Here is a 19,573-nt window from a genome sequence, read left to right as displayed (position 1 = left end):
AAATACCAATATTTCACAATCTAAAATAAATTTAGGATAAAGCGCTATGTTACAATATTTGCTAGGAGAATTAGAATTATGATAATTGCACAAGGACAAAATCTTGAACAGCGTTTTGGCGCTAATACAATTTTTTCAGGAGTTACCTTTTCAATTCCTGACAATGCTCGCATCGGTCTTGTTGGACCAAATGGAGCTGGAAAAACTACTCTATTAAAAATAATGACTAGCGAACAAAATCCATCTGGTGGTGAGTTCACTATTAACAAAAATATTGATGTCGGTTATATCGCTCAGGAAAATGGTCTAGATGAAAGTAAGACCATCTGGGAAGAAATGCTTTCTGTTTTTGCAGACTTAATTGCGACAAATAAAAAAATCACTAGCATGCAAGAACAAATTGCAGATCATCCCGAAGATCAAGAACTTTTAAAACGCTATGATCAACTAGCATATGACTTTGAACAAGCTGGGGGCTTTACCTACCAAGCAGAGATTAAAAGCGTTTTAAATGGATTTAACTTTAAGGAAGATACTTGGTCAAAAGTAATTGGGACTTTATCAGGCGGTGAAAAAACACGCTTGGCCTTTGTAAAGTTACTTTTACAAAAACCACCTTTGTTACTACTTGACGAACCCACTAACCACTTAGACCTAGATACATTAGACTGGCTAGAAAGTTTTCTCAAGAACTATCAAGGCGCTATTGTTACTGTTTCTCACGATCAATACTTTTTGGACAATCTAACTAATGAAATTTTTGAATTAAATTTTGGTAAGCTAACTACTTTTAAGGGTAACTATACTCAATACACTAAAGAACGTGAATTAATGGATTCACAACAAGAAGCAGCTTATGAAAAACAACAAGAACACATCAAAAAAGAAGAAGAATTCATTCAAAAAAACTTAGTTAGAGTCTCTACAACCAAACGTGCTCAAAGTAGACGTAAACAACTAGAAAAATTAGAGCGGATCAATCCACCTAAGCACAAAAATAAAGTTAGAATTCATTTTTCTAGTGAACGTCCTTCTGGTAAAGAAGTCTTAATAGCTAAGGATTTATCTATTGGTTATCCTGACAAAACAATGGTCGAAGATATTAACTTCCAAGTTAACAAAAATGATCGCGTAGCAATCATTGGCCCTAATGGAATTGGTAAGTCTACTTTATTAAAAACAGTTGTTGACAAATTAACACCAAAAACTGGTTCTATTAAATTAGGTGCCAGTCTAGACCTTGGTTACTATGACCAGGAACTCCAAACCCTTGAACCTCGCAAAACAGTTCTTGACACTATTTGGGATCGTCATAAAACTATGCCAGAAAAAGATGTACGTTCAATTCTGGCTAGTTTCTTATTTACTGCTAAGGATATTGATAAAACTGTCGGTCAATTATCTGGTGGACAAAAAGCGCGTTTAACCTTAACTGTTCTTTCATTGGAACATGACAACTTCTTACTAATGGACGAACCAACAAACCACTTAGATATTGAAGCTAAAGAAGTTTTAGAAGCTGCTTTAGATAAATATGATGGCACTTTACTTTTTGTTTCTCACGACCGTTACTTCATCAATGAATTAGCTAACAAGATTATTTCTGTCAGAGATGGCCATGCTAAAATTTATGAAGGTAATTATTCTTATTATCTTAGTGAAAGAGAAAAAGAAAAAGTTGCCCAAACCGAAAATAATGTTGTCTCTTCAAATAACAAAGTTACAACTACTTCCGAAAGTAAAACCAAACTTTCCTATCAAGAGCAAAAGGCACGAGATTCTCAAAAGCGTAAACTTGAACGTGCAGTCAAAGATGCTGAAACTTTAATTGAAGACTTAGAAAATCAAGAAAATAGTATTCAAACTGAAATGGCTAATCCAGAAATTGCTGCTTCATTTGAAAAATTAGGCCCATTACAAGAAGATCTGACTAAAGTGCAAAAACAACTTGAACAAGCCAACAATGAATGGGAAAAGGCAATTGAAGCCTTAGATAAATTTGAATAAAAAAAGAGTTTAAGTCATGAACTTTATCATGACTTAAACTCTTTTTATTTGTAATTCATTTGTAAGCGTAATGCTTCGTAAATTGGACGACCACCTAGTAAATCAACTACATAGTAAGAAATGAAGGTTGCAATTACCATTGGCAAAATTTGTTCCACACTTCCGACCATTTCAGTCAATAATAAAATTGCTGTAAACGGAGCTTTTTCAATTGAGCCAAAATAAGCAGCCATTGAAATTACGATTAAATGTGGATAATAATTAGTAGACAATAAATTCATATGGATGAGTGAAGTAGCAGCAAAAGCACCTAAAATAGCACCCAAAGCTAAAATTGGCATAAAAATACCACCAGGAACTGAACTACCATATGAAATCATTGAATAAATAAATCTCACCACAAAGAACACAAGGGGAAGAAAAATTATTTCCCAGGAACTATCAAACATTGTATGCATAAATTTAGCATTAGATAAGCTACTAATGAAAACATGCGATCCACCAAGTATTTTTGCATCCCATAAACCCACGGGAATAATTAATAGTAAGGGAATGATACTGTGGTAAACATTGGGTAGCTTAGTGAGTTTAGTTATTTTGCTATAAATAGGTCTTAAGCTCAATAAACAATATTGATAAACATATCCAAATAAGCCTAATACTACTCCTAGAACTAAGATTATCCAGTAATATTTCAAAGGAAGTGGACCATTTACTGGTAAGTAAAGACATGGAGTAGTACCAAAGAATAGCAAAGTAACCCAATCAGAACAAAAACTTGCAATTAAGGCCGCAATTACTTCAAGAGGAGTAAAGCTAAAAGTAATTTCTTCTACTAAGAATAAAACTCCTGCTAATGGTGCAGAAAATGCAGCTGATAAGCCAGCAGCAATACCACATTGAAATAGCAATTGCTGGCGGATCTCACTTTTTGTATGAATTAAGTTTTTTTCTATTCCTTGACCAATCATGGCACCCATTTCAATACATGGACCCTCTCGTCCAAGCATTAATCCAGGACAAATAGCTAATAAGCCACCAATGAACTTGCGCCACAAAATTGACCACCACGGCATTTTATTTTCTTTTAAAAATACCGCTTCAATTTGAGGTACACCTGATCCCACTAAATTCTTGATTTGGGGCTTAATGACAATAGCGATTAACCAACAAACGACAAACATCAATGCTATATAAGGTAACAGAAACCAGAGATTGTGCTTCATCACAGGATAAATAATAAATAATCCTTCCATTGTCCGGTCAATGATCCAGCGAAAAACGCTGACAACGAATCCTGTTCCCAGTCCCGTTGCAATTGCCCCAAATAAGATATAAGTAATTTTAGAAGTAAAAGGCTTGTGCAAAATTTGTTTTGCTGTTTTTACCATATATTTCTCTACCCACTTTATAAAAATTAACACTAATGATTTAATTTTATTCCTTTTTCATTATTTAGTGCAATAAAAAAGGATAAGTCTTTCAACTTTATCCTAATTTAAACCACATTTTTCAAAAATTTCATCGACATGACGTAAATGGTAGTGATAATCAAACGCATCATCAATATCTGCTTCTGATAAATAATTCATGATTTCGCTGTTCTCAACTAAATCTCTGAACTGTAACTGTTCGTTCCAAGACTTTGCGGTAAGCTTTTGAACCATGTCATAAGCCTTTTCACGTGATAAACCTGCTTCATCAATCAATTTTAATAATACGCGTTGAGAATAAATCAAACCGTAAGTACGATCCATATTCTTGAGCATTGTTTCCGGAAAGACATCCAAATTAGACAAGATATTATTAAACCGGTGAAGCATATAATCGATTGCAATTGTAGTATCGGGTAAAATTACCCGTTCCGCACTTGAATGAGAAATATCGCGTTCATGCCATAATGATACATCTTCATAGGCTGCTACAATATTTCCACGAACCACACGTGCCATTCCACATAAATTTTCGGAACCAATAGGATTACGTTTATGCGGCATTGCTGAAGAACCTTTTTGACCCGCTCTAAAGTGCTCTTCAACTTCATGAATTTCTGATCTTTGCAAGGAACGAATTTCAGTAGCCCAGTTTTCAATACTCGTTGCAATTAAAGCCAGCATTGCAATATATTCAGCATGCAAATCTCGTGGTAAGACTTGTGAAGTAACAGGTTGTTGATTCAAACCTAACTGCTTTAAGACACTTGTTTCAACTTCTGGAGGGACATTAGCAAAAGTTCCAACTGCTCCAGAGATCTTGCCCGATTCTACGCCTTTAGCTGCATGTTCAAAACGATCAATGTCACGTTCAAGTTCTGTATACCAACGTGCAAGCTTCAAGCCAAAAGTAGTTGGTTCAGCTTGTACTCCGTGAGTACGTCCCATCATAACAGTATTTTTATATTTTCGAGCTTTTTGCGCAATAGTATCTTTCAGCTCAGCCAAATCTTTACGAATTATTTCATCAGCTTCTTTTAAAAGAACACCCTGAGCCGTATCTACGACATCAGTAGAAGTTAAGCCGAAGTGAACCCATTTCTTTTCTTCACCAAGACTTTCAGAAACTGTCCGAGTAAAGGCAACAACATCATGGTGAGTAATTGCTTCTAATTCAGCTACTCTTTCTGGAGTGAAACTAGCATTTTCAGCAATTTTTTTAGCATCTTCTACTGGTACTTCACCGAGTTCTGCCCAAGCATTAGTTGCAGCAACTTCTACCTTTAACCAAGCATTATAACGATTCTTATCTGTCCAAACTTTGCCCATTTCTGGGCGAGTATAACGTTCAAGCATTTATTACATTTCCCATGGATTCTTAATAACAATAGTTTGCTTCCGATCTGGTCCAACTGACACTGTAACTAGTGGTAGACCAGTAACTTCTTCAATTCGCTTCAAGAACTTCTTAGCATTTTCGGGAAGATCTTCATAATTCTTAACTTGAGTAATATCTTCTTCCCAAGCTGGTAATTCTTCATAAACTGGCTTACAACGGTCAAGTTCTTTTAAGCTAGCAGGATAGTAATCAATTTTCTCACCATCAAGTTCATAAGCAGTACAAATTTTAATTGTATCAAAACCAGAAAAGACATCAAGTAAATTCAAACTCAACGCATTTAAACCTGACACACGCTTAGCATGACGTAAAGCTACTGAATCAAACCAACCAACACGACGTGCGCGGCCAGTCACAGTTCCGTATTCATGAGCAATATCACGAATCTTATCACCAGTAGCATTAGTCAATTCAGTTGGAAATGGACCAGCACCAACACGAGTTGTATAAGCTTTACATACTCCAATCACATTATCGATGCGGTTAGCACCAATACCGATTCCAGCGGCAATTCCTCCTGAAATAGTATTTGAAGAAGTAACAAATGGATAAGTACCCTCATCAATATCAAGCATGATGCCTTGAGCCCCCTCAAAAAGAACCTTTTCATCATTATCAAGGGCTTCATTAACTAAGACAGAGGTATCAGTTACATACTTTTTCATTCTTTGACCATATTCCAAATATTTATCAAAGATATCTTCAAACTTAAGTGCTGGCTTCCCGTATACCTTAGTGAATAAAGCATTCTTTTCCTTTAAATTAGTGCGTAACTTTTCTTCAAAAGTATCTTTTTCTAAAAGATCACAAACACGAATACCAACACGAGAAGCTTTATCCATATAGGTTGGTCCAATACCATTCTTAGTAGTACCAATCTTATTAGCGCCTTTTGCTTCTTCTTGGTATTCATCTTGTTTAATGTGATATGGCATAATGACATGCGCACGATTAGAAATTCTTAATTTACTGGTATCAATTCCATTTTTTTCAAGATTATCTAATTCTTCAAACATAACTTCTGGATTGATAACTGTACCATTTCCAATCACAGCGCCTTTACTTGCAGCGAAGATTCCAGAAGGAATTAAACGCATTTTAAAATCTTTACCATCAATTTCGATAGTATGACCAGCGTTATTTCCTCCGTTTGAGCGAACTGCCATAGTCGCTTCTTTACTTAAGAAATCGGTAATCTTACCCTTTCCTTCGTCTCCCCATTGACTTCCTACAACTGCAACTGATGTCATTGAATTTCACCTCATAAAAACTATTTTTAAAACCGACTTCTAGTGTAGCAAGATGAGTTAATTAAGTCAACACACTTTACGAACATTATTTTAATTATGTATCTACAAAGTTCATATTTTTGGAATAATTTTTAATCAAAATAGTATTTATATAAATAAATTATTAAAACACGAACATTAAAAAGAGCTATCCTTTACAAAGGATAACTCTTTTTACTCAAATCATTAATTAATTAATCTAGAAGCTTAAAACGAATCTAAATAGTGCAATTAAGATTGCATAAGCAAAACTTAAGAGTACTACATAAATTAAAGCGCCATAAAATGTATCGTGCTTAACTGGCTTATCTTGTGGTTCACCACGCAATACATTTACAAATGCTGCTAAACCAAAGAAAGCACAAAATAGTAATGTTAGACGGTATCCTACCACAACAAAGCCCATGTTGGAAGTGAACAATAAACTAATGAATGCAACAATTGAAATCCAAATATTCCAGTTACTTGCTTGCATTATTTTATTAAAATAGCTCCAAAAGTTTCCAATTGAACCAGAACCAAAGACAAACAAATGACCAACCATTGAGCAAAGGACAGTCACAATTTGGAAACAGAAAATTAGAACCATTAAACTAAATAAGAACTTATTCACTTCTGTGCTTAATTGTTGGGCAATTACACCAGGAAAAGCAGCATCAATAATACTTGCACCAGCTACTTCAAAACCCCAGAATAAAATAATGTCTTCCCAAATTAAGGTCCAAATTCCATAGCCATGACTGGCATTGCTTTCCATCCCCATTGGTCGACGCCATGATTCTACCATCCATCTCCAATAGCCTAATTTTTGTTCTTTTTCATCATTATCCATAATAATATAGCCTCCTAAAAAGCGCTTCCACTTTCTTTTCAACTTTATTATAAACTTTAACTTTATAAATTGTTAAAAAAAGAGTCTCTATTTTAAATAGAAACTCTTTTGACTAACTTAACATGTGATCGGCATAAGGTAATTCCAGTGATGGATCAGCATTTAAATGTTCATCACTAAACTTATTTTTTTGATACAAATTATATGCAGCAGCACCGATCATCGCTGCATTATCACCACATAATTTAAGCTCAGGTAAGATAACTTTTGGTCTTTGTCCAACTGGGATATTTTCAATTTCTTTATTTAAGCGATCACGCAGTCCTTGATTTGCAGCAACCCCACCACCAAGAATAAAAGTTTTAGGTTGATATTCTTTGATTGCTCGGATAGTTTTTGTTGCTAGCACGTCAATGACTGCTGCTTGAAAGCTGGCAGCTAAATCATATTTATTTAATTCTTGATGAATTTGATCTGCATGGTGGCAAGTATTGATAAAAGCACTCTTTAACCCAGAAAATGAAAAGTCATAATCATCACTATCTATCATTGCTCTTGGGAAATTAAATGTATCTTTTCCCTTATGAGCCCACTGATCAATTGTTTTTCCTGCTGGATAATTTACTCCGAGAACTCGTCCAATTTTATCGTAAGCTTCTCCAGCTGCATCATCACGTGTATCACCAATGATCTCAAAATGAGTTGGATCTTTTAGCAAAACAATTTCAGTATGCCCACCAGAGACTTGCAATGCAAAAGCGGGATACTCAATTTCATCTTTTAATTGCGCTGCCATAATATGCCCCATAATGTGATCAACGCCAATTAGCGGAATTCCAGTTGCCATTGAAGTAGCCTTGGCAGCACTGACTCCGACTAACAAAGCACCAGCCAGTCCTGGACCATAGGTAACTGCAATCGCATCAATATCATCCCAATTTTTATTTGCCTGTGCTAAAGCTTCTTTAGTAATTTGGGTAATTACCTCAATATGATGACGGCTTGCTACTTCAGGTACAACTCCACCAAAACGCTGATGACTCTTAATTTGAGTGGCAACGATTAAACTCTCGATTTCTTGACCATTTTTAATAACTGCAGTTGATGTCTCATCACAAGAACTTTCAAAAGCTAAAATACGGATATCTTTTTTCTCAGTCAATTTACTACTTTTTCTCCTTCCTGATCAGTTAATTTTTTAATCATACTTAGTGCATCGACATGTTCACTAGCATAGTAATTTTTTCTAACAAAATTGGGTTTAAATCCCAGCCCCTGATATACATTTTTGGCATTATCATTATCTACTCTAACTTCTAAGGTCATTTGGACAGCATGATTCTTGCGCGCAAGTTCAATCATTGTATTCAACAAATAAGTCCCAATTCCTTGATGTTGATAAGCAGGCTTGACCGCAATATTAGTGATATGTCCTTCTTGGGCCTGCATTCTCATTCCTACGAAAGCCACCAAAGTCGAACTTTCGTACACTACTAAATAAATAGAATTAGAATGCTTTTGTAATTCACTTTTAAAAGAGAACTTATTCCATGGAGTTTTTCCAGAATAAACTTGTTCTTCTAAAACCAAAAGATCTGCAATATTTTCATCACTTGCCTTCATAATTTGTAATGTTTGACCATTAATCCTTAAAGCATATGAAGGAAAAGAGAGATCAATTTCTGGCTGATGAAAGAAGTAGTTAAACTTCTTCAACATAGTCGCTATCAGAGCCATATGCCTTCCCTGTCTTTTTATGCCAATCTAATTCTGCCTGCGTGCGTCGTAAATACTTTGGAACCATTTTGTCAGGATCAATCACTGGAGCATTTTCAGCTAAGAAGCCAATATTTTTGGCATGAACTTGATTAACATCCCCTGTAACTTGTTGATAATTAAATCCGGCTACCTGCTGCTTCAACTGCTCATTATAAGCTTCCATTTCACTACCAACAAAAACAATTTGTTTTTGAGTATGCTCAGCTTGTTCTTTGACGAGTTTTAAAAGTTCATCTAAATGATAATGACCATCAGGAACAACGTTTTTCAGTCCTGTTTCATCTTGAACATAGGCACCAGCAAAGAAATTATTATTACGAGCATCAATTTCTGCGACAATAACGGCTTGACTTTGTTCAATACCCTTTGCTAATGCGGCTAAAGTTGATATCCCTACTAAGTCTTTTTGTAAAATCGAACTAAACATTTTGGCAGTTGTGACTCCAATTCTTAACCCGGTATAAGAACCAGGGCCTTGAGCCACAGCAAAGCGATCAATATCAGCTAGTTTAAGATTATTTTCTTTTAAGATTTCAGTAATCATAGGATCTAAATGTTCACTATGATTTCTTTGATCTTCTTCATTTTTTTCTGCAATCACTTTTTGACCATCAGTCAGGGCAACACTAAGATGGTTTGTTGCCGTTGTTATACTTAATACTTTCATAATACATTCTTTCTTTTTAGAATTTATCTACTATTTTAACACGTTGAAGTGCTTTTAAAACTAGGTAAATAACAATCATTTGGATCCACGGTGTAATCAATTCTTTTAAAACTCTCTGTAGAAAAGCAGCTCTTAAATTCAACCCATAAAGTACATGTAACCAATATGTATTAAGGCAAAGATTAACAATTATTGTAACTAGCAAACTCGCTACAATAATCCGCCAAATTTTGATTGGCTTTTGATAAAAGAAAAAGCCATATATTACCCCGGAAATAATTGCCGAAATTGTAAATCCAGGAAAAAAGCCACCTTCAACTCCAAAAATTGAAGCCATTGCCAAATCACTGATTCCTGCTCCAATTCCTCCCCAAAAAGGGCCAAAATAATAGCCAAGGATAGTTAGACCAAGAAAACCTAAACCTACTTTTAAATAAGCTGGTCCAAAAGAAATCTTTTGAAGAATAATATTTATCGCCACCAAAACAGCTAATAAAACCATTTTTTTTAATGTTAGGTTTCTTTTATTCAATAAGTTATCCTCCCAAAAAAGCATGACGGAGGTCATGCTTTATAACCAAGTGATTTCTGCTAAAGTAGCAATATCGTCACCATGTACTATTTCATGTTTTGAGGTAAGTTTTTCTGTATCTAGTTTTACATGTGATACTGCATCTTGTCCATAATGAATTTCTTTTTTAAAACAAATATCTAAAATCTTAGGTTGATGATTATTTAAAAAGTCACGTGGTAAAGAATCAACTATCCAATCAAAATACTTAGTATTAGTCATATGATGATTAGTATCTAAATCATAATATCTTACCTGATATTTTTGGTCATACTTTTCTTCATAGTCTTTCAAGGGTCTTACTCGCTTAAAACGAGGCATCTTCTTTAGTTCATAATTATTAAAGCTGGCCATTAATTTAGGATCAGCTTCTTTAATTTTGCGTTCTTTTAGATCAAGAATAACCCATTGGCTATGTACTGTAATAATCTCGTGACCGGCTTCATCGGTAACATTAAAATCACGATAAGCAAAAAAGCGATTATATCCAGCTACATCAGCAGAAAAAGTTACTGTTTCATTTGCTTTAGGTAAACGTTCGATTTCAAAATGATAGTCTAACACTACCCACCCGATACCACGTTTGATAAAAGCTTCAACACTTGCATTTCCTTGTGCTAACTGACGATTTGAAGTTTCCATCATATAACTTACTAATGTTGATAACTTTATTCTTCCTTGCTCATCAGCATCAGAAAAAGTTACCGTATGTTTCATTTTATATGCTGACATTTAAATACCCCATTATTATTGATGATATTTATCATAAAGCTCATTTTTTGAAACTTTATTTTCTTTTGCAACTTGCTTAATTGCGTCCTTTTTAGAAATATCTTGTGCGACTAATTCATCCACCTGTTTAATTAATTCTGGCCATGAAAGTGTCTCTTCTTGGTCTTCATTTGGTGAGACCAAAACTACAAATTCACCACGAGGATCATTTTGATCAAAATAATCAATTACTTCTTTTACACTTCCGCGAATAAATTCCTCGTGAATTTTAGTTAATTCTCGCGCACAGACAATTTGACGTTCAGGACTTAAAACTTCTCCTAGATTTTTTAAAGTCTTCTTTAAACGGTGTGGTGCTTCATAAAAGATAGAAGTAGCTGGTGCTTTATTCATTTTCTCAAAAAATACTTTTTGCTCACTACTTTTACGTGATAAGAAACCGTAGTAAGTAAAAGGTTGCGCATCAAAGCCCGAAGCAATCAAAGCAGTCGCAAAAGCTGATGGTCCAGGTAAAGGAATAACTGGAATATCATTTTTGATACATTCCTGAACTAAAATATATCCTGGATCAGAAATCACTGGCATCCCTGCATCGGAAATTTCAGCAATGTTTTTTCCTGACTTCAATAGCTTAATCAATTCTGGTGCTCTTTCTTTAGAATTATATTTGTGAAAAGAAAGCATATGATTATGGACACCAATTTTTTCTAATAAAATTCCACTCGTGCGAGTATCTTCTGCCGCGACATAATCTGCTTCAGCTAAAATTCTTTTTGCTCTTAAAGTAATATCTTCTAAATTTCCGATTGGGGTAGGTACTAAATAAAGATGACCAATCTTGTCATCTTTAAAACTACTTTGTACTTGCATAATTAGTCCTTCTTTGGTTTTTGAGCATGATTTTCAAAATTATCCAGAATGTCTAGGCAAAACATGCAGTCTTCACCCTCATCACGATGTGAACCATAGTACATGTTACAGATATGATATCCTGAATTATAGATATTACGCAGCGACTTTAAACCAGCTTGAGATTTTGAAGAAGAATTTTCTTTTTTATCTAATTTACTAATTTTTTCACGTAATAATTGATTTTCAACTTTTAGCTCTGTATTTTCTTTTAATACATCTAAAAGATCATTTTTTAGACCAGTCACGGTTTTAGTCATCGCATCTAATCCCTGTTGTAATTGTGTTAATTGTGAAAATGGATCCATCCTATTCACCTACCTTACTACATCATATCGCTTAATACTTTAAGACTAAATAGTCTAAACAATTGCGAAAACTTACATTACTAGCACGCATCTGATCACAATGCACTAGTAAATCTAATATTCTTGCAGCTGACTGTCTGGTCAAATCCTGTTCTAAATCAGTAAGTGCAAGTTTCTTTAAGATAAACAAGATAAACTTCTGCTCTGCCGAACTCTTATTTTCGGCTAAGTGGTGTACTCTCACCAAGGCAAAATTATCTTTTTCTTTAATTTCTTGATAAAGATACTTAGTCTCTTGTTCTAATTTTTCACTATTAGTTAGATCCGCAATTTCTTCATTACTCAATCCATATTCTAACAGTTCTAGGGCCCGATTGTCTTGTACTTCTTCTTCAAAATGAAGTATCTGTGTTCTAGAGCGAACAGTGGGTAAAATTTTACTCTCATTATTCGTTACTAAAATTGTTACTACAGGCGCAACAGGCTCTTCTAACAAATTAAGCAAAGCATTGTTAGCAGCTAATGTTAATTTTTCAGCATTTTCAATAATAAAGAATCTGTGGGTTCCTTCAACAGGGCTCTTGGCCAATTCAGCTTTTAAAGGCCTAATTTGCTCAATCGAGAGTGACTGTTTACCATCTAATTTAACCAAAAAAACATCGGGATGATTACCAGATAAAATACGTTGACAATTATTACATTGACCATCAGGCTTTTTTTCACCAGTGCACATGAAGCGACAAGCTAACCAGTATGCAGTAGCAATCCCACTTTCCTGAATCGGATCGACAAATAAATAAGCATGAGCAATCTTTTTATTTTGATACGCATCATTTAAAAATGTAATTTGGTGTTGATCGGCTTTTTTTAAATCAATCATTAGAATTGCTTAAAACTTTCAATTGGTAACACAAAAACAGTAGCTCCGCCCACTTCAACTTCAACACCTTTAGCAAACATGGTTGAACCCATACTCATATTAGGAGCTAAAAATTGTTTACGTCTATGGGAATACTTTTTAACTAGAGCAATAACTTCATCAACACGCTTATCTTCAATTCCAATCATTAAAGTGGTGTTGCCTGCCTTTAAAAAACCGCCACTGGTAGCTAATTTAGTGGCACGAATATCATTTTCAATAAATTGTTTAACTAATTCATCAGCATCTTTATTTTGCACTACGGCAATAATTAATTTCATTTAGCCATCATTCCTTTTAAAATATCTCAGGAAATTTACTTTTTATTATTTTAACACTTTGGGCAACAACATCAGGAATTGACTGACTGGCATCAACAACTTTAATCCGCTTCTTATCACGTGATAAAAGTTCTTGATAACCTTCATAGACTTTTTGGTGAAAAGCAAGTTTTTCTTGTTCTAAGCGATCTTCTTGATCAGGACGTAACTTCTTAATTCTAGCTAAACCGATTTCTGGTTTAAGGTCAAAAAATAGAGTTAAGTCAGCTACTAAATTATTAGTCGCAAAGTCATTAATCAACTGGACTGCTTCAATTCCCAAATTGCGCCCAACTCCCTGGTAAGCAAGTGAACTATCAATATAACGATCTGAGAATACATTCTTCCCTGCCATAAGCGCTGGCCGGACAGTTTCATTGATATGCTGACCTCGCTGCGCAGCATAGAGTAAAGCTTCTGTTCGATCATCCATTTCCTTATTAGCTGGGTCTAAGATTATTTGTCTAATTGTTTCTGATATTTTGGAACCGCCTGGTTCACGAGTAACCAAGATATTTTTCTTCTTCGCTGCCGGAATTTGCTTTAATATTTCATTAATAATAGTTGTTTTCCCGGCACCATCCGGTCCTTCAAAAGTAATAAAATGTCCTCTCATTTTCAACCTCCAAAATAATTCTACTGGAAATAATTAGTTAAAAATAGTCTTGTATTTATAAATTTAACTTTTTGTAAAAAAAAATACCCATCTAAGATGGGTACATTTTATTGTGTAATCACGCTTGCTAAGCCACTAGATTTTGTGTTTCTTCGTTTTGCTTCATCGTATAAAAAATTATATTTTGCTTGTAAGATACGATCTGCAATCCGATTATCATCTGATAAATCAATTGTTGTTTGATCAAGCATTTTTTGATTTGCAAGTTGAGTTTGAAGTCTTGAAATGACTTCAATTAACTGGTCATCGCCTAACTTTTTAATGCGATTTTTATTTAATAAACTCATAAGGTAGTTCTCCCTTGAACTGCCCTTTTCAGGGTAATCGAGTTTGCATACTCAATGTCACTTCCAACTGCAAGACCAGCAGCCAGACGTGATACTTTAATCCCAGCAGGTTTGATCAACTTACCAATATACATTGCAGTTGATTCTCCTTCTGGAGTTGAATTAAGGGCTAAAATTACTTCCTTAACTTGGTCATTTTTTTGTAAACGAGTAATTAAACTCTTAATATTAACTTCTTCTGGCCCAATCCCATCCATTGGTGATAAGACACCGTGTAATACATGGTATAAGCCATTATATTCACCCATTTCTTCAAAAGCCATGACATCTTTGGGCTGTTCAACAACCATAATGGTTGTTTGATCACGACTTTGGTCCTTACAAATTGCACAAGGATCATTTTCAGTAATATTGCCACAAATAGAACAAGTATGTAAATTATTTTTTGCATCTTGCAAAGATTTAGAAAAATCTTCTACATCTTCTTTTGGCATGTCCAAAGTATAGAAAGCAAGCCGTGTAGCAGTTTTTTCTCCAATCCCAGGCAACTTCATGTAACTTTCAATTAAACGAGCGATTGGCAATGGATATTGCATTTTACATAAATCCTTTAGTATATTTACCCATTGATGCTTGGGTTGCATCTTCAACTGCTTTAATCCCCTTATTAACAGCATCAATAATTAAATCTTGTAACATATCAGGATCATCTGGATCAATTGCTTCAGCATTAATCTTAAGATCCTTCAATTTACGGTCACCATTAAAAGTAGCAACTACTAAATCATCAGCAGATTTACCGACAAATTCTTGCTGAGCTAAATTAGCTTGCTCTTCAGCCATTTGCTTTTGCATTTTTTTGGCTTGTTTCATCAAGCTTTGCATGTTTCCCATGTTCATACCACCAAAATTTGGACCTTTGCTCATAATTAATCTCTCCTTCTTACTTATCTATCTTAATCTTTAACCTGGGCTAAATCACCAAATAAGTCTTTTGCCTTATCAACTACTTCTTGTTGTTGCTGAGCTGTTGGCTGAGAATCCTTAGCTTCACTTTCTTTTTGTTCGCTAGCTTCGATCTTTTTTAACTTTTTCGCAAGTAATTCTTCTTTATGACTGGCGACAAAATCTTTTCTCACCTGTGCCCAAGCTCCATCTGCTACTAACACAATATCATAATTATGCTTGGTTAGTCGTGCAATCTTACTTTCTAATTGTTCAACTAAATCATTATCCTTATTAGCACGTTCAAACCATAACTCATATTTACATTTTAAAACAACCTGACTAGAACTTGCAGCAACAGGTTCTAAAACTTCTAAGACTGCCCTTTGCGATACTTCTAGCATCGTTAATAAATCAGGCCAAATATCTTTAATGGCTGCAATATCTTGTTTAGTGGCATTTTCCAAAACATGATAAACTTGGCGACGATTATTTTCTTGCGCAGCTTTTGTATTCTTATTAATACGCTTAGCAATCTTTGGTGTTTCTGGGCTTGAACTTGATTTTGCTATTTCTTGTTTAACTGGCGCCTTTTTACTTTGATAATCATCAGTAATTCTACCTGAAAAATTATTATTTATAGCACTAGGTGCGCTCTTTTGTAAAGCTAAAACTTGCTTTTGCAAACTAGCAACTTGTTCTTGCAGTTTGATTATCCCAGAATCATCTTTACTTGGTGTCTGGTTAGGATTAGCAGCAGTATTTTTTGTTACTATTTGATCTTGTTCTTGCGTCACTTTAACAATGAACACATACAGTGGGATTTGCTGCTGATTAGTAAACCGTAAATCATTTAAAGCCTCATTTGCCCGTTCAACAATTTGAGAAAATTCTGCCTGGTCAAATCCTTTAACTTGTTCAAGATAATTCTCAATTAAAAAATGTTCTTCTTGTTTTCCTTTAACTGCTAGCATTACTCGCACAGTCAATTGAATGATTTCATCCAAAATATTTTGACTTGAAGATCCATTTTGAATTAATTCTTTGACTAAATCTAATGCAGATTGCGTTTGATGTTGCAATAAATTTAATAGCAAAGATTCAATCTTAGTCTGATCAGCATAACCAGTAATTTTGAGAGCATCATCGTATTTAACAGTATCTTGATCATAAGATAAAATCTGGTCCAAAATGCTTAAAGAATCACGCATTCCACCATCAGCAATTTGTGCGATCACATCTAAAGCCTTAGGTTCAAAATCAATTTGTTCCTGCTTTAAAATATATTGCATTCTGGCAACCAAATCCTGTTCACTAATTCTTTTAAAATTATAACGTTGAGTTCGTGAAATAATAGTTGCTGGTACCTTTTGCAACTCAGTAGTTGCTAAAATAAATACTACATGCTCGGGTGGTTCTTCTAGTGTCTTTAATAAGGCATTAAAAGCTCCCATTGACAACATATGCACCTCGTCAATGATGTAAACTTTATACTTTCCTTGGGTAGGAGCATACTTCACCTTATCACGAATATCCCGAATCTCGTCAACTCCATTATTTGAAGCGGCATCAATTTCAATAATATCGTTCATTGAGCCTTTATCCGCAGCTAGACAATTCTCACATTCATTACATGGCTCACCATCTTGAAGGTTAGTACAATTGAGAGCTTTAGCAAAAATTTTTGCACAAGAAGTTTTACCTGTACCACGTGGCCCTGCAAATAAAAATGCATGAGAAATTTTATTACGCGTAATAGCATTTTTCAAAGTATCAGTTATCGCACCTTGACCCACTACATCATCAAAGGTCTTGGGGCGCCATTTACGATAAAGGGCTTGATAAGCCATTTTGCACCTCTTAACTAAAAAACTCCTAACTCTCAAATAAGAGCTAAGAGTCATTGTCTACTACAAAAAAAGGCACATACCCAAGCAACCTTAGTGCTGCTACCTTCCGGTCCTGACACGATTCAGAAGATGGATATTGCCTACAGATATAATAGCGTATTTTACGAATTTTTTCCACCATTATCTGTTGATTTTATCTCTTTTGCTCGCTTTTGCTTTTGTCTTATTTCTCTAAAAAATCCTTTAATAATTGCGCGGCCTGATCCTGATACAGACCACCATAAACATGAGGATGATGGTTAAACTTGTCCACCTTGAAGAGATCAATCACACTACCACTTGCTCCGGCTTTTGGGTCAAATGCGCCATAAAAAACATTAGCTAGACGTGAATTAATAATTGCTCCCGCACACATCGGACAAGGTTCTAGTGTAACAAAGAGGCTACAATCATTTAAACGCCAAGAACCGAGGTGACGACAAGCCGCCTTAATCGCAATCAGTTCAGCATGCTGGGTTGCATCTTCATCAAGCTCACGACGGTTATAGCCTGTACCAATCACTTTACCATCAGCATCTAATACAACAGCTCCTATCGGTACTTCATTTTGGTCTTGAGCAAGTTTGGCTTGGGCAAAGGCAAACTTCATTCCCTTTTCTTTTTCAGCTTTAGTTAACAAGAATTTAACTCCTTTATTTTTTACGGCTAGCTAAAATGTAATAGCCCTTATCACGTTTAATGATTTCACAATTGCCAAAAGTTTGATTCATTAATTTTTTAGCACTTGGAGCACCCTGCTTTTTTTGCAGTACAGCCAGTAAAAGGCCATCAGTCACTAAATGATCATAAGCGCCAGTTAAAATTTCATCGACAACTTTTTTTCCAGCTCTAATAGGAGGATTAGTAAGAATTAGACCATAATTTTGGGTAACTTTTTCATAACCATCAGAACAATAAATCTTAACATTATCAATCCCATTTAATTTTGCGTTTCTTTTGGCTAACGCTAATGCTCGTTCATTAACATCAACCATATCAACTTCTTGTTCAGGCCAAAATTTTGCCGCAAATAATCCAATAGGCCCATAACCGCAGCCTACATCTAAGATACCAGCTGCAGGGAATTCTTGATCCTTCATTGCTTTAATCAAAACACCTGAGCCATAATCAATTCTTAATTTTGAAAAAACTCCCGCATCTGTATAAAATTTCAAATTAAAGTCGTCAATTCGATAATTCACCAAGTGCTCATCGTGTTTAGCAGTTGGGGCAGTAGCAAAATACATTTGATTTTTTTCTTCAGTCATCTTAAATCTCTTCTTTTATCTTATAAATCTCTCATCTTAATATATCTTCTTTTACCATAAATGTGGTAATCTAGAAAAGAAGAATAATGTAATAGGAGAAAGAAAATGGACATTTCAATCCCAATTTTTATAGTTTTACTTGTTATCGGTGTTGCCGCCTTAGTAATTGGCTTCTTAATTAAAGGAAAAAATAAAGTTTTTGGTCAAGAATTACAAACTAGTCGTCAAGGATGGGCTAGATTCTGGATCACCGCAGGCTGGACAGTATTATTACTTTCTGTAGTCTACTTTATTTTTGGCATCATCTTACACTTATACTTTAGATTATATTAATTTAAGTAATAAAACACAAAGGGCATCCCGAAGTAGGATGCCCTTATTTAGTTTCTTTGTGGTCTTTTAGCCAAGTCTTAAATTTCTTCCAATCAGAGTGATGAGGATGGTCTTCTAAAGCATCAATTTGCATTTGCATCTTTTGATTTGTTTTCATCAAATCTTGATTTTGTTTTTCTAATTTTTCTAATTTATCTAGAATTAAATTTAAACGATCAGCCTCGGACTTAGGCTCAATTGGTTCTTGAACTTGCTTGCGATCTCGGCGCATCAGATAGGCTGTCAGCGAACTCGTAACCAAACCCATTACACCAACACCTACTAGAATCATTATTAAGACGACACCTTTTCCAATTAGCGAATCAGGTGTTAAAGTTCGGCTAGAAATATCTCCATACCCAACCGTGCTAGCAGTTGTAATTGCCCACCAAAAAGCGGTATCTAAAGTAACATGCTCTGTAATAGAAATGGCAACTGCACCTAGCATAATAAACGCCATTGCGAAATAGAGAATATAAAGAATACCATTAGTATGCCAAATTTCTCTTAATTTACCCATTAAACCAGCTAAACGAATTAATCTAAGCAGCCTAAAGTATAATCCCACATCTCCTAACTTGGCTAACTGCATTCCACTAAAAACAAGTCCTACTGGGATAATTGCCAGCAAATCAAAGATATGGGTTGCTACATAGCGTTTTTTATTTTTAGCGTGAGCTAGTTGAACAAAATAATCAATGGCAAAAATTACTAAAATTAAATTATTAACCCAAAACCATTTAGAATCAGGCGAATTGATATTCACAAATCCGGCAAAATCCATAAAAATTAATAGGATATCCCAAATTGCCAAAATTGCGATTATCCATTTGTAGATAATACGGCGATTCAAATATTTCTTAATCATACCTTTATTTAAACAAATACACTTATTTTATTCAAAAAAATAAACCTTCAAAAAGCAAAAAAAGAGATTCTCTCGGGAATCTCTTTTTACTTAAATACAAATT

General features: G+C 34.7%; 22 protein-coding genes, 1 other RNA gene and 1 pseudogene. 2 read left to right on the top strand and 22 right to left on the bottom strand.

Going from position 1 to position 19,573, the window contains the following annotated elements; all coding sequences use genetic code 11:
- Window positions 1–78: 78 nt before the first annotated feature.
- Window positions 79–2,007 (top strand): ABC-F family ATP-binding cassette domain-containing protein, encoded by a 1,929-nt coding sequence (locus tag FP432_RS07785; RefSeq protein WP_265488749.1) that lies wholly within the window; start codon window positions 79–81, stop codon window positions 2,005–2,007.
- A 44-nt stretch (window positions 2,008–2,051) separates the two neighbouring features.
- On the opposite strand, the gene FP432_RS07780 is transcribed toward FP432_RS07785, so the two are convergent.
- The 21 genes and pseudogenes from FP432_RS07780 to FP432_RS07680 all read right to left on the bottom strand — a co-directional run bounded on the left by FP432_RS07780 (window position 2,052) and on the right by FP432_RS07680 (window position 18,230).
- On the bottom strand, window positions 2,052–3,398 hold the full coding sequence (locus FP432_RS07780) for a ClC family H(+)/Cl(-) exchange transporter (protein ID WP_265488748.1): 1,347 nt from the start codon (window positions 3,396–3,398) through the stop codon (window positions 2,052–2,054).
- A gap of 102 nt (window positions 3,399–3,500) precedes the next feature.
- Window positions 3,501–4,796, bottom strand: a complete 1,296-nt coding sequence (gene purB / locus FP432_RS07775; protein WP_265488747.1) for an adenylosuccinate lyase — start codon at window positions 4,794–4,796, stop codon at window positions 3,501–3,503.
- Window positions 4,797–4,799: 3 nt separating this feature from the next.
- On the bottom strand, window positions 4,800–6,089 hold the full coding sequence (locus FP432_RS07770) for an adenylosuccinate synthase (RefSeq protein ID WP_265488746.1): 1,290 nt from the start codon (window positions 6,087–6,089) through the stop codon (window positions 4,800–4,802).
- Window positions 6,090–6,327: 238 nt separating this feature from the next.
- Window positions 6,328–6,960 (bottom strand): hypothetical protein, encoded by a 633-nt coding sequence (locus FP432_RS07765; protein WP_265488745.1) that lies wholly within the window; start codon window positions 6,958–6,960, stop codon window positions 6,328–6,330.
- A 112-nt stretch (window positions 6,961–7,072) separates the two neighbouring features.
- Entirely contained in the window at window positions 7,073–8,122 is a 1,050-nt protein-coding gene (tsaD, locus tag FP432_RS07760; protein WP_265488744.1) for a tRNA (adenosine(37)-N6)-threonylcarbamoyltransferase complex transferase subunit TsaD, read from the bottom strand.
- On the bottom strand, window positions 8,119–8,679 hold the full coding sequence (rimI, locus tag FP432_RS07755) for a ribosomal protein S18-alanine N-acetyltransferase (RefSeq protein ID WP_265489619.1): 561 nt from the start codon (window positions 8,677–8,679) through the stop codon (window positions 8,119–8,121). The genes tsaD and rimI overlap by 4 nt, the downstream gene beginning before the upstream one ends.
- Entirely contained in the window at window positions 8,663–9,406 is a 744-nt protein-coding gene (gene tsaB / locus FP432_RS07750) for a tRNA (adenosine(37)-N6)-threonylcarbamoyltransferase complex dimerization subunit type 1 TsaB (RefSeq protein WP_265488743.1), read from the bottom strand. The genes rimI and tsaB overlap by 17 nt, the downstream gene beginning before the upstream one ends.
- A gap of 16 nt (window positions 9,407–9,422) precedes the next feature.
- The gene (locus FP432_RS07745; protein ID WP_265488742.1) at window positions 9,423–9,938 is read right to left on the bottom strand and encodes a folate family ECF transporter S component; all 516 of its coding nucleotides are present in this window, start codon (window positions 9,936–9,938) and stop codon (window positions 9,423–9,425) included.
- A 39-nt stretch (window positions 9,939–9,977) separates the two neighbouring features.
- On the bottom strand, window positions 9,978–10,709 hold the full coding sequence (locus FP432_RS07740; RefSeq protein ID WP_265488741.1) for an acyl-[acyl-carrier-protein] thioesterase: 732 nt from the start codon (window positions 10,707–10,709) through the stop codon (window positions 9,978–9,980).
- Window positions 10,710–10,724: 15 nt separating this feature from the next.
- A complete protein-coding gene (gene rsmI, locus FP432_RS07735; protein WP_265488740.1) occupies window positions 10,725–11,579 on the bottom strand; it encodes a 16S rRNA (cytidine(1402)-2'-O)-methyltransferase in 855 nt (284 codons plus the stop codon).
- Between the two features lie 2 nt (window positions 11,580–11,581).
- Window positions 11,582–11,926, bottom strand: a complete 345-nt coding sequence (gene yabA, locus FP432_RS07730) for a DNA replication initiation control protein YabA (RefSeq protein ID WP_265488739.1) — start codon at window positions 11,924–11,926, stop codon at window positions 11,582–11,584.
- 31 nt (window positions 11,927–11,957) lie between these two features.
- Entirely contained in the window at window positions 11,958–12,806 is an 849-nt protein-coding gene (locus FP432_RS07725) for a DNA polymerase III subunit delta (RefSeq protein ID WP_265488738.1), read from the bottom strand.
- Window positions 12,806–13,126, bottom strand: coding sequence for a cyclic-di-AMP receptor (locus FP432_RS07720; protein ID WP_265488737.1), 321 nt, complete (start codon window positions 13,124–13,126; stop codon window positions 12,806–12,808). Before FP432_RS07720 ends, FP432_RS07725 begins: the two co-directional genes overlap by 1 nt.
- Window positions 13,127–13,142: 16 nt before the next feature.
- Window positions 13,143–13,781: a dTMP kinase gene (gene tmk / locus FP432_RS07715; protein ID WP_265488736.1), complete on the bottom strand. Its 639-nt coding sequence runs from the start codon at window positions 13,779–13,781 to the stop codon at window positions 13,143–13,145.
- Between the two features lie 107 nt (window positions 13,782–13,888).
- The gene (locus tag FP432_RS07710; protein WP_265488735.1) at window positions 13,889–14,128 is read right to left on the bottom strand and encodes a YaaL family protein; all 240 of its coding nucleotides are present in this window, start codon (window positions 14,126–14,128) and stop codon (window positions 13,889–13,891) included.
- The gene (gene recR / locus FP432_RS07705; RefSeq protein ID WP_265488734.1) at window positions 14,125–14,724 is read right to left on the bottom strand and encodes a recombination mediator RecR; all 600 of its coding nucleotides are present in this window, start codon (window positions 14,722–14,724) and stop codon (window positions 14,125–14,127) included. The genes FP432_RS07710 and recR overlap by 4 nt, the downstream gene beginning before the upstream one ends.
- Before the next feature lies 1 nt (window position 14,725).
- Window positions 14,726–15,055 carry a YbaB/EbfC family nucleoid-associated protein gene (locus tag FP432_RS07700; RefSeq protein WP_265488733.1) on the bottom strand — a complete coding sequence of 110 codons (330 nt, stop codon included), beginning with the start codon at window positions 15,053–15,055 and terminating at the stop codon, window positions 14,726–14,728.
- A gap of 29 nt (window positions 15,056–15,084) precedes the next feature.
- Window positions 15,085–16,923, bottom strand: coding sequence for a DNA polymerase III subunit gamma/tau (dnaX, locus tag FP432_RS07695; protein WP_265488732.1), 1,839 nt, complete (start codon window positions 16,921–16,923; stop codon window positions 15,085–15,087).
- A 54-nt stretch (window positions 16,924–16,977) separates the two neighbouring features.
- Window positions 16,978–17,072: signal recognition particle sRNA small type (ffs, locus tag FP432_RS07690), an RNA gene on the bottom strand.
- A 12-nt stretch (window positions 17,073–17,084) separates the two neighbouring features.
- Window positions 17,085–17,602: pseudogene (gene tadA, locus FP432_RS07685) on the bottom strand (tRNA adenosine(34) deaminase TadA).
- 13 nt (window positions 17,603–17,615) lie between these two features.
- Window positions 17,616–18,230: a class I SAM-dependent methyltransferase gene (locus FP432_RS07680; protein WP_265488730.1), complete on the bottom strand. Its 615-nt coding sequence runs from the start codon at window positions 18,228–18,230 to the stop codon at window positions 17,616–17,618.
- A 105-nt stretch (window positions 18,231–18,335) separates the two neighbouring features.
- On the opposite strand from FP432_RS07680, the gene FP432_RS07675 reads away from it, so the two are divergent.
- Window positions 18,336–18,563, top strand: coding sequence for a hypothetical protein (locus FP432_RS07675; protein WP_265488729.1), 228 nt, complete (start codon window positions 18,336–18,338; stop codon window positions 18,561–18,563).
- Between the two features lie 43 nt (window positions 18,564–18,606).
- Here FP432_RS07675 and FP432_RS07670 read toward each other — a convergent pair whose 3' ends face one another.
- Window positions 18,607–19,470: an ion transporter gene (locus FP432_RS07670; RefSeq protein ID WP_265488728.1), complete on the bottom strand. Its 864-nt coding sequence runs from the start codon at window positions 19,468–19,470 to the stop codon at window positions 18,607–18,609.
- Window positions 19,471–19,573 lie beyond the last annotated feature (103 nt).

This window comes from Lactobacillus sp. PV034, assembly GCF_014522305.1.
GTDB lineage: Bacteria > Bacillota > Bacilli > Lactobacillales > Lactobacillaceae > Lactobacillus.
Note: the sequence above shows the minus strand (reverse complement) of the source record. Positions and strands in the feature narration are given on the sequence as shown.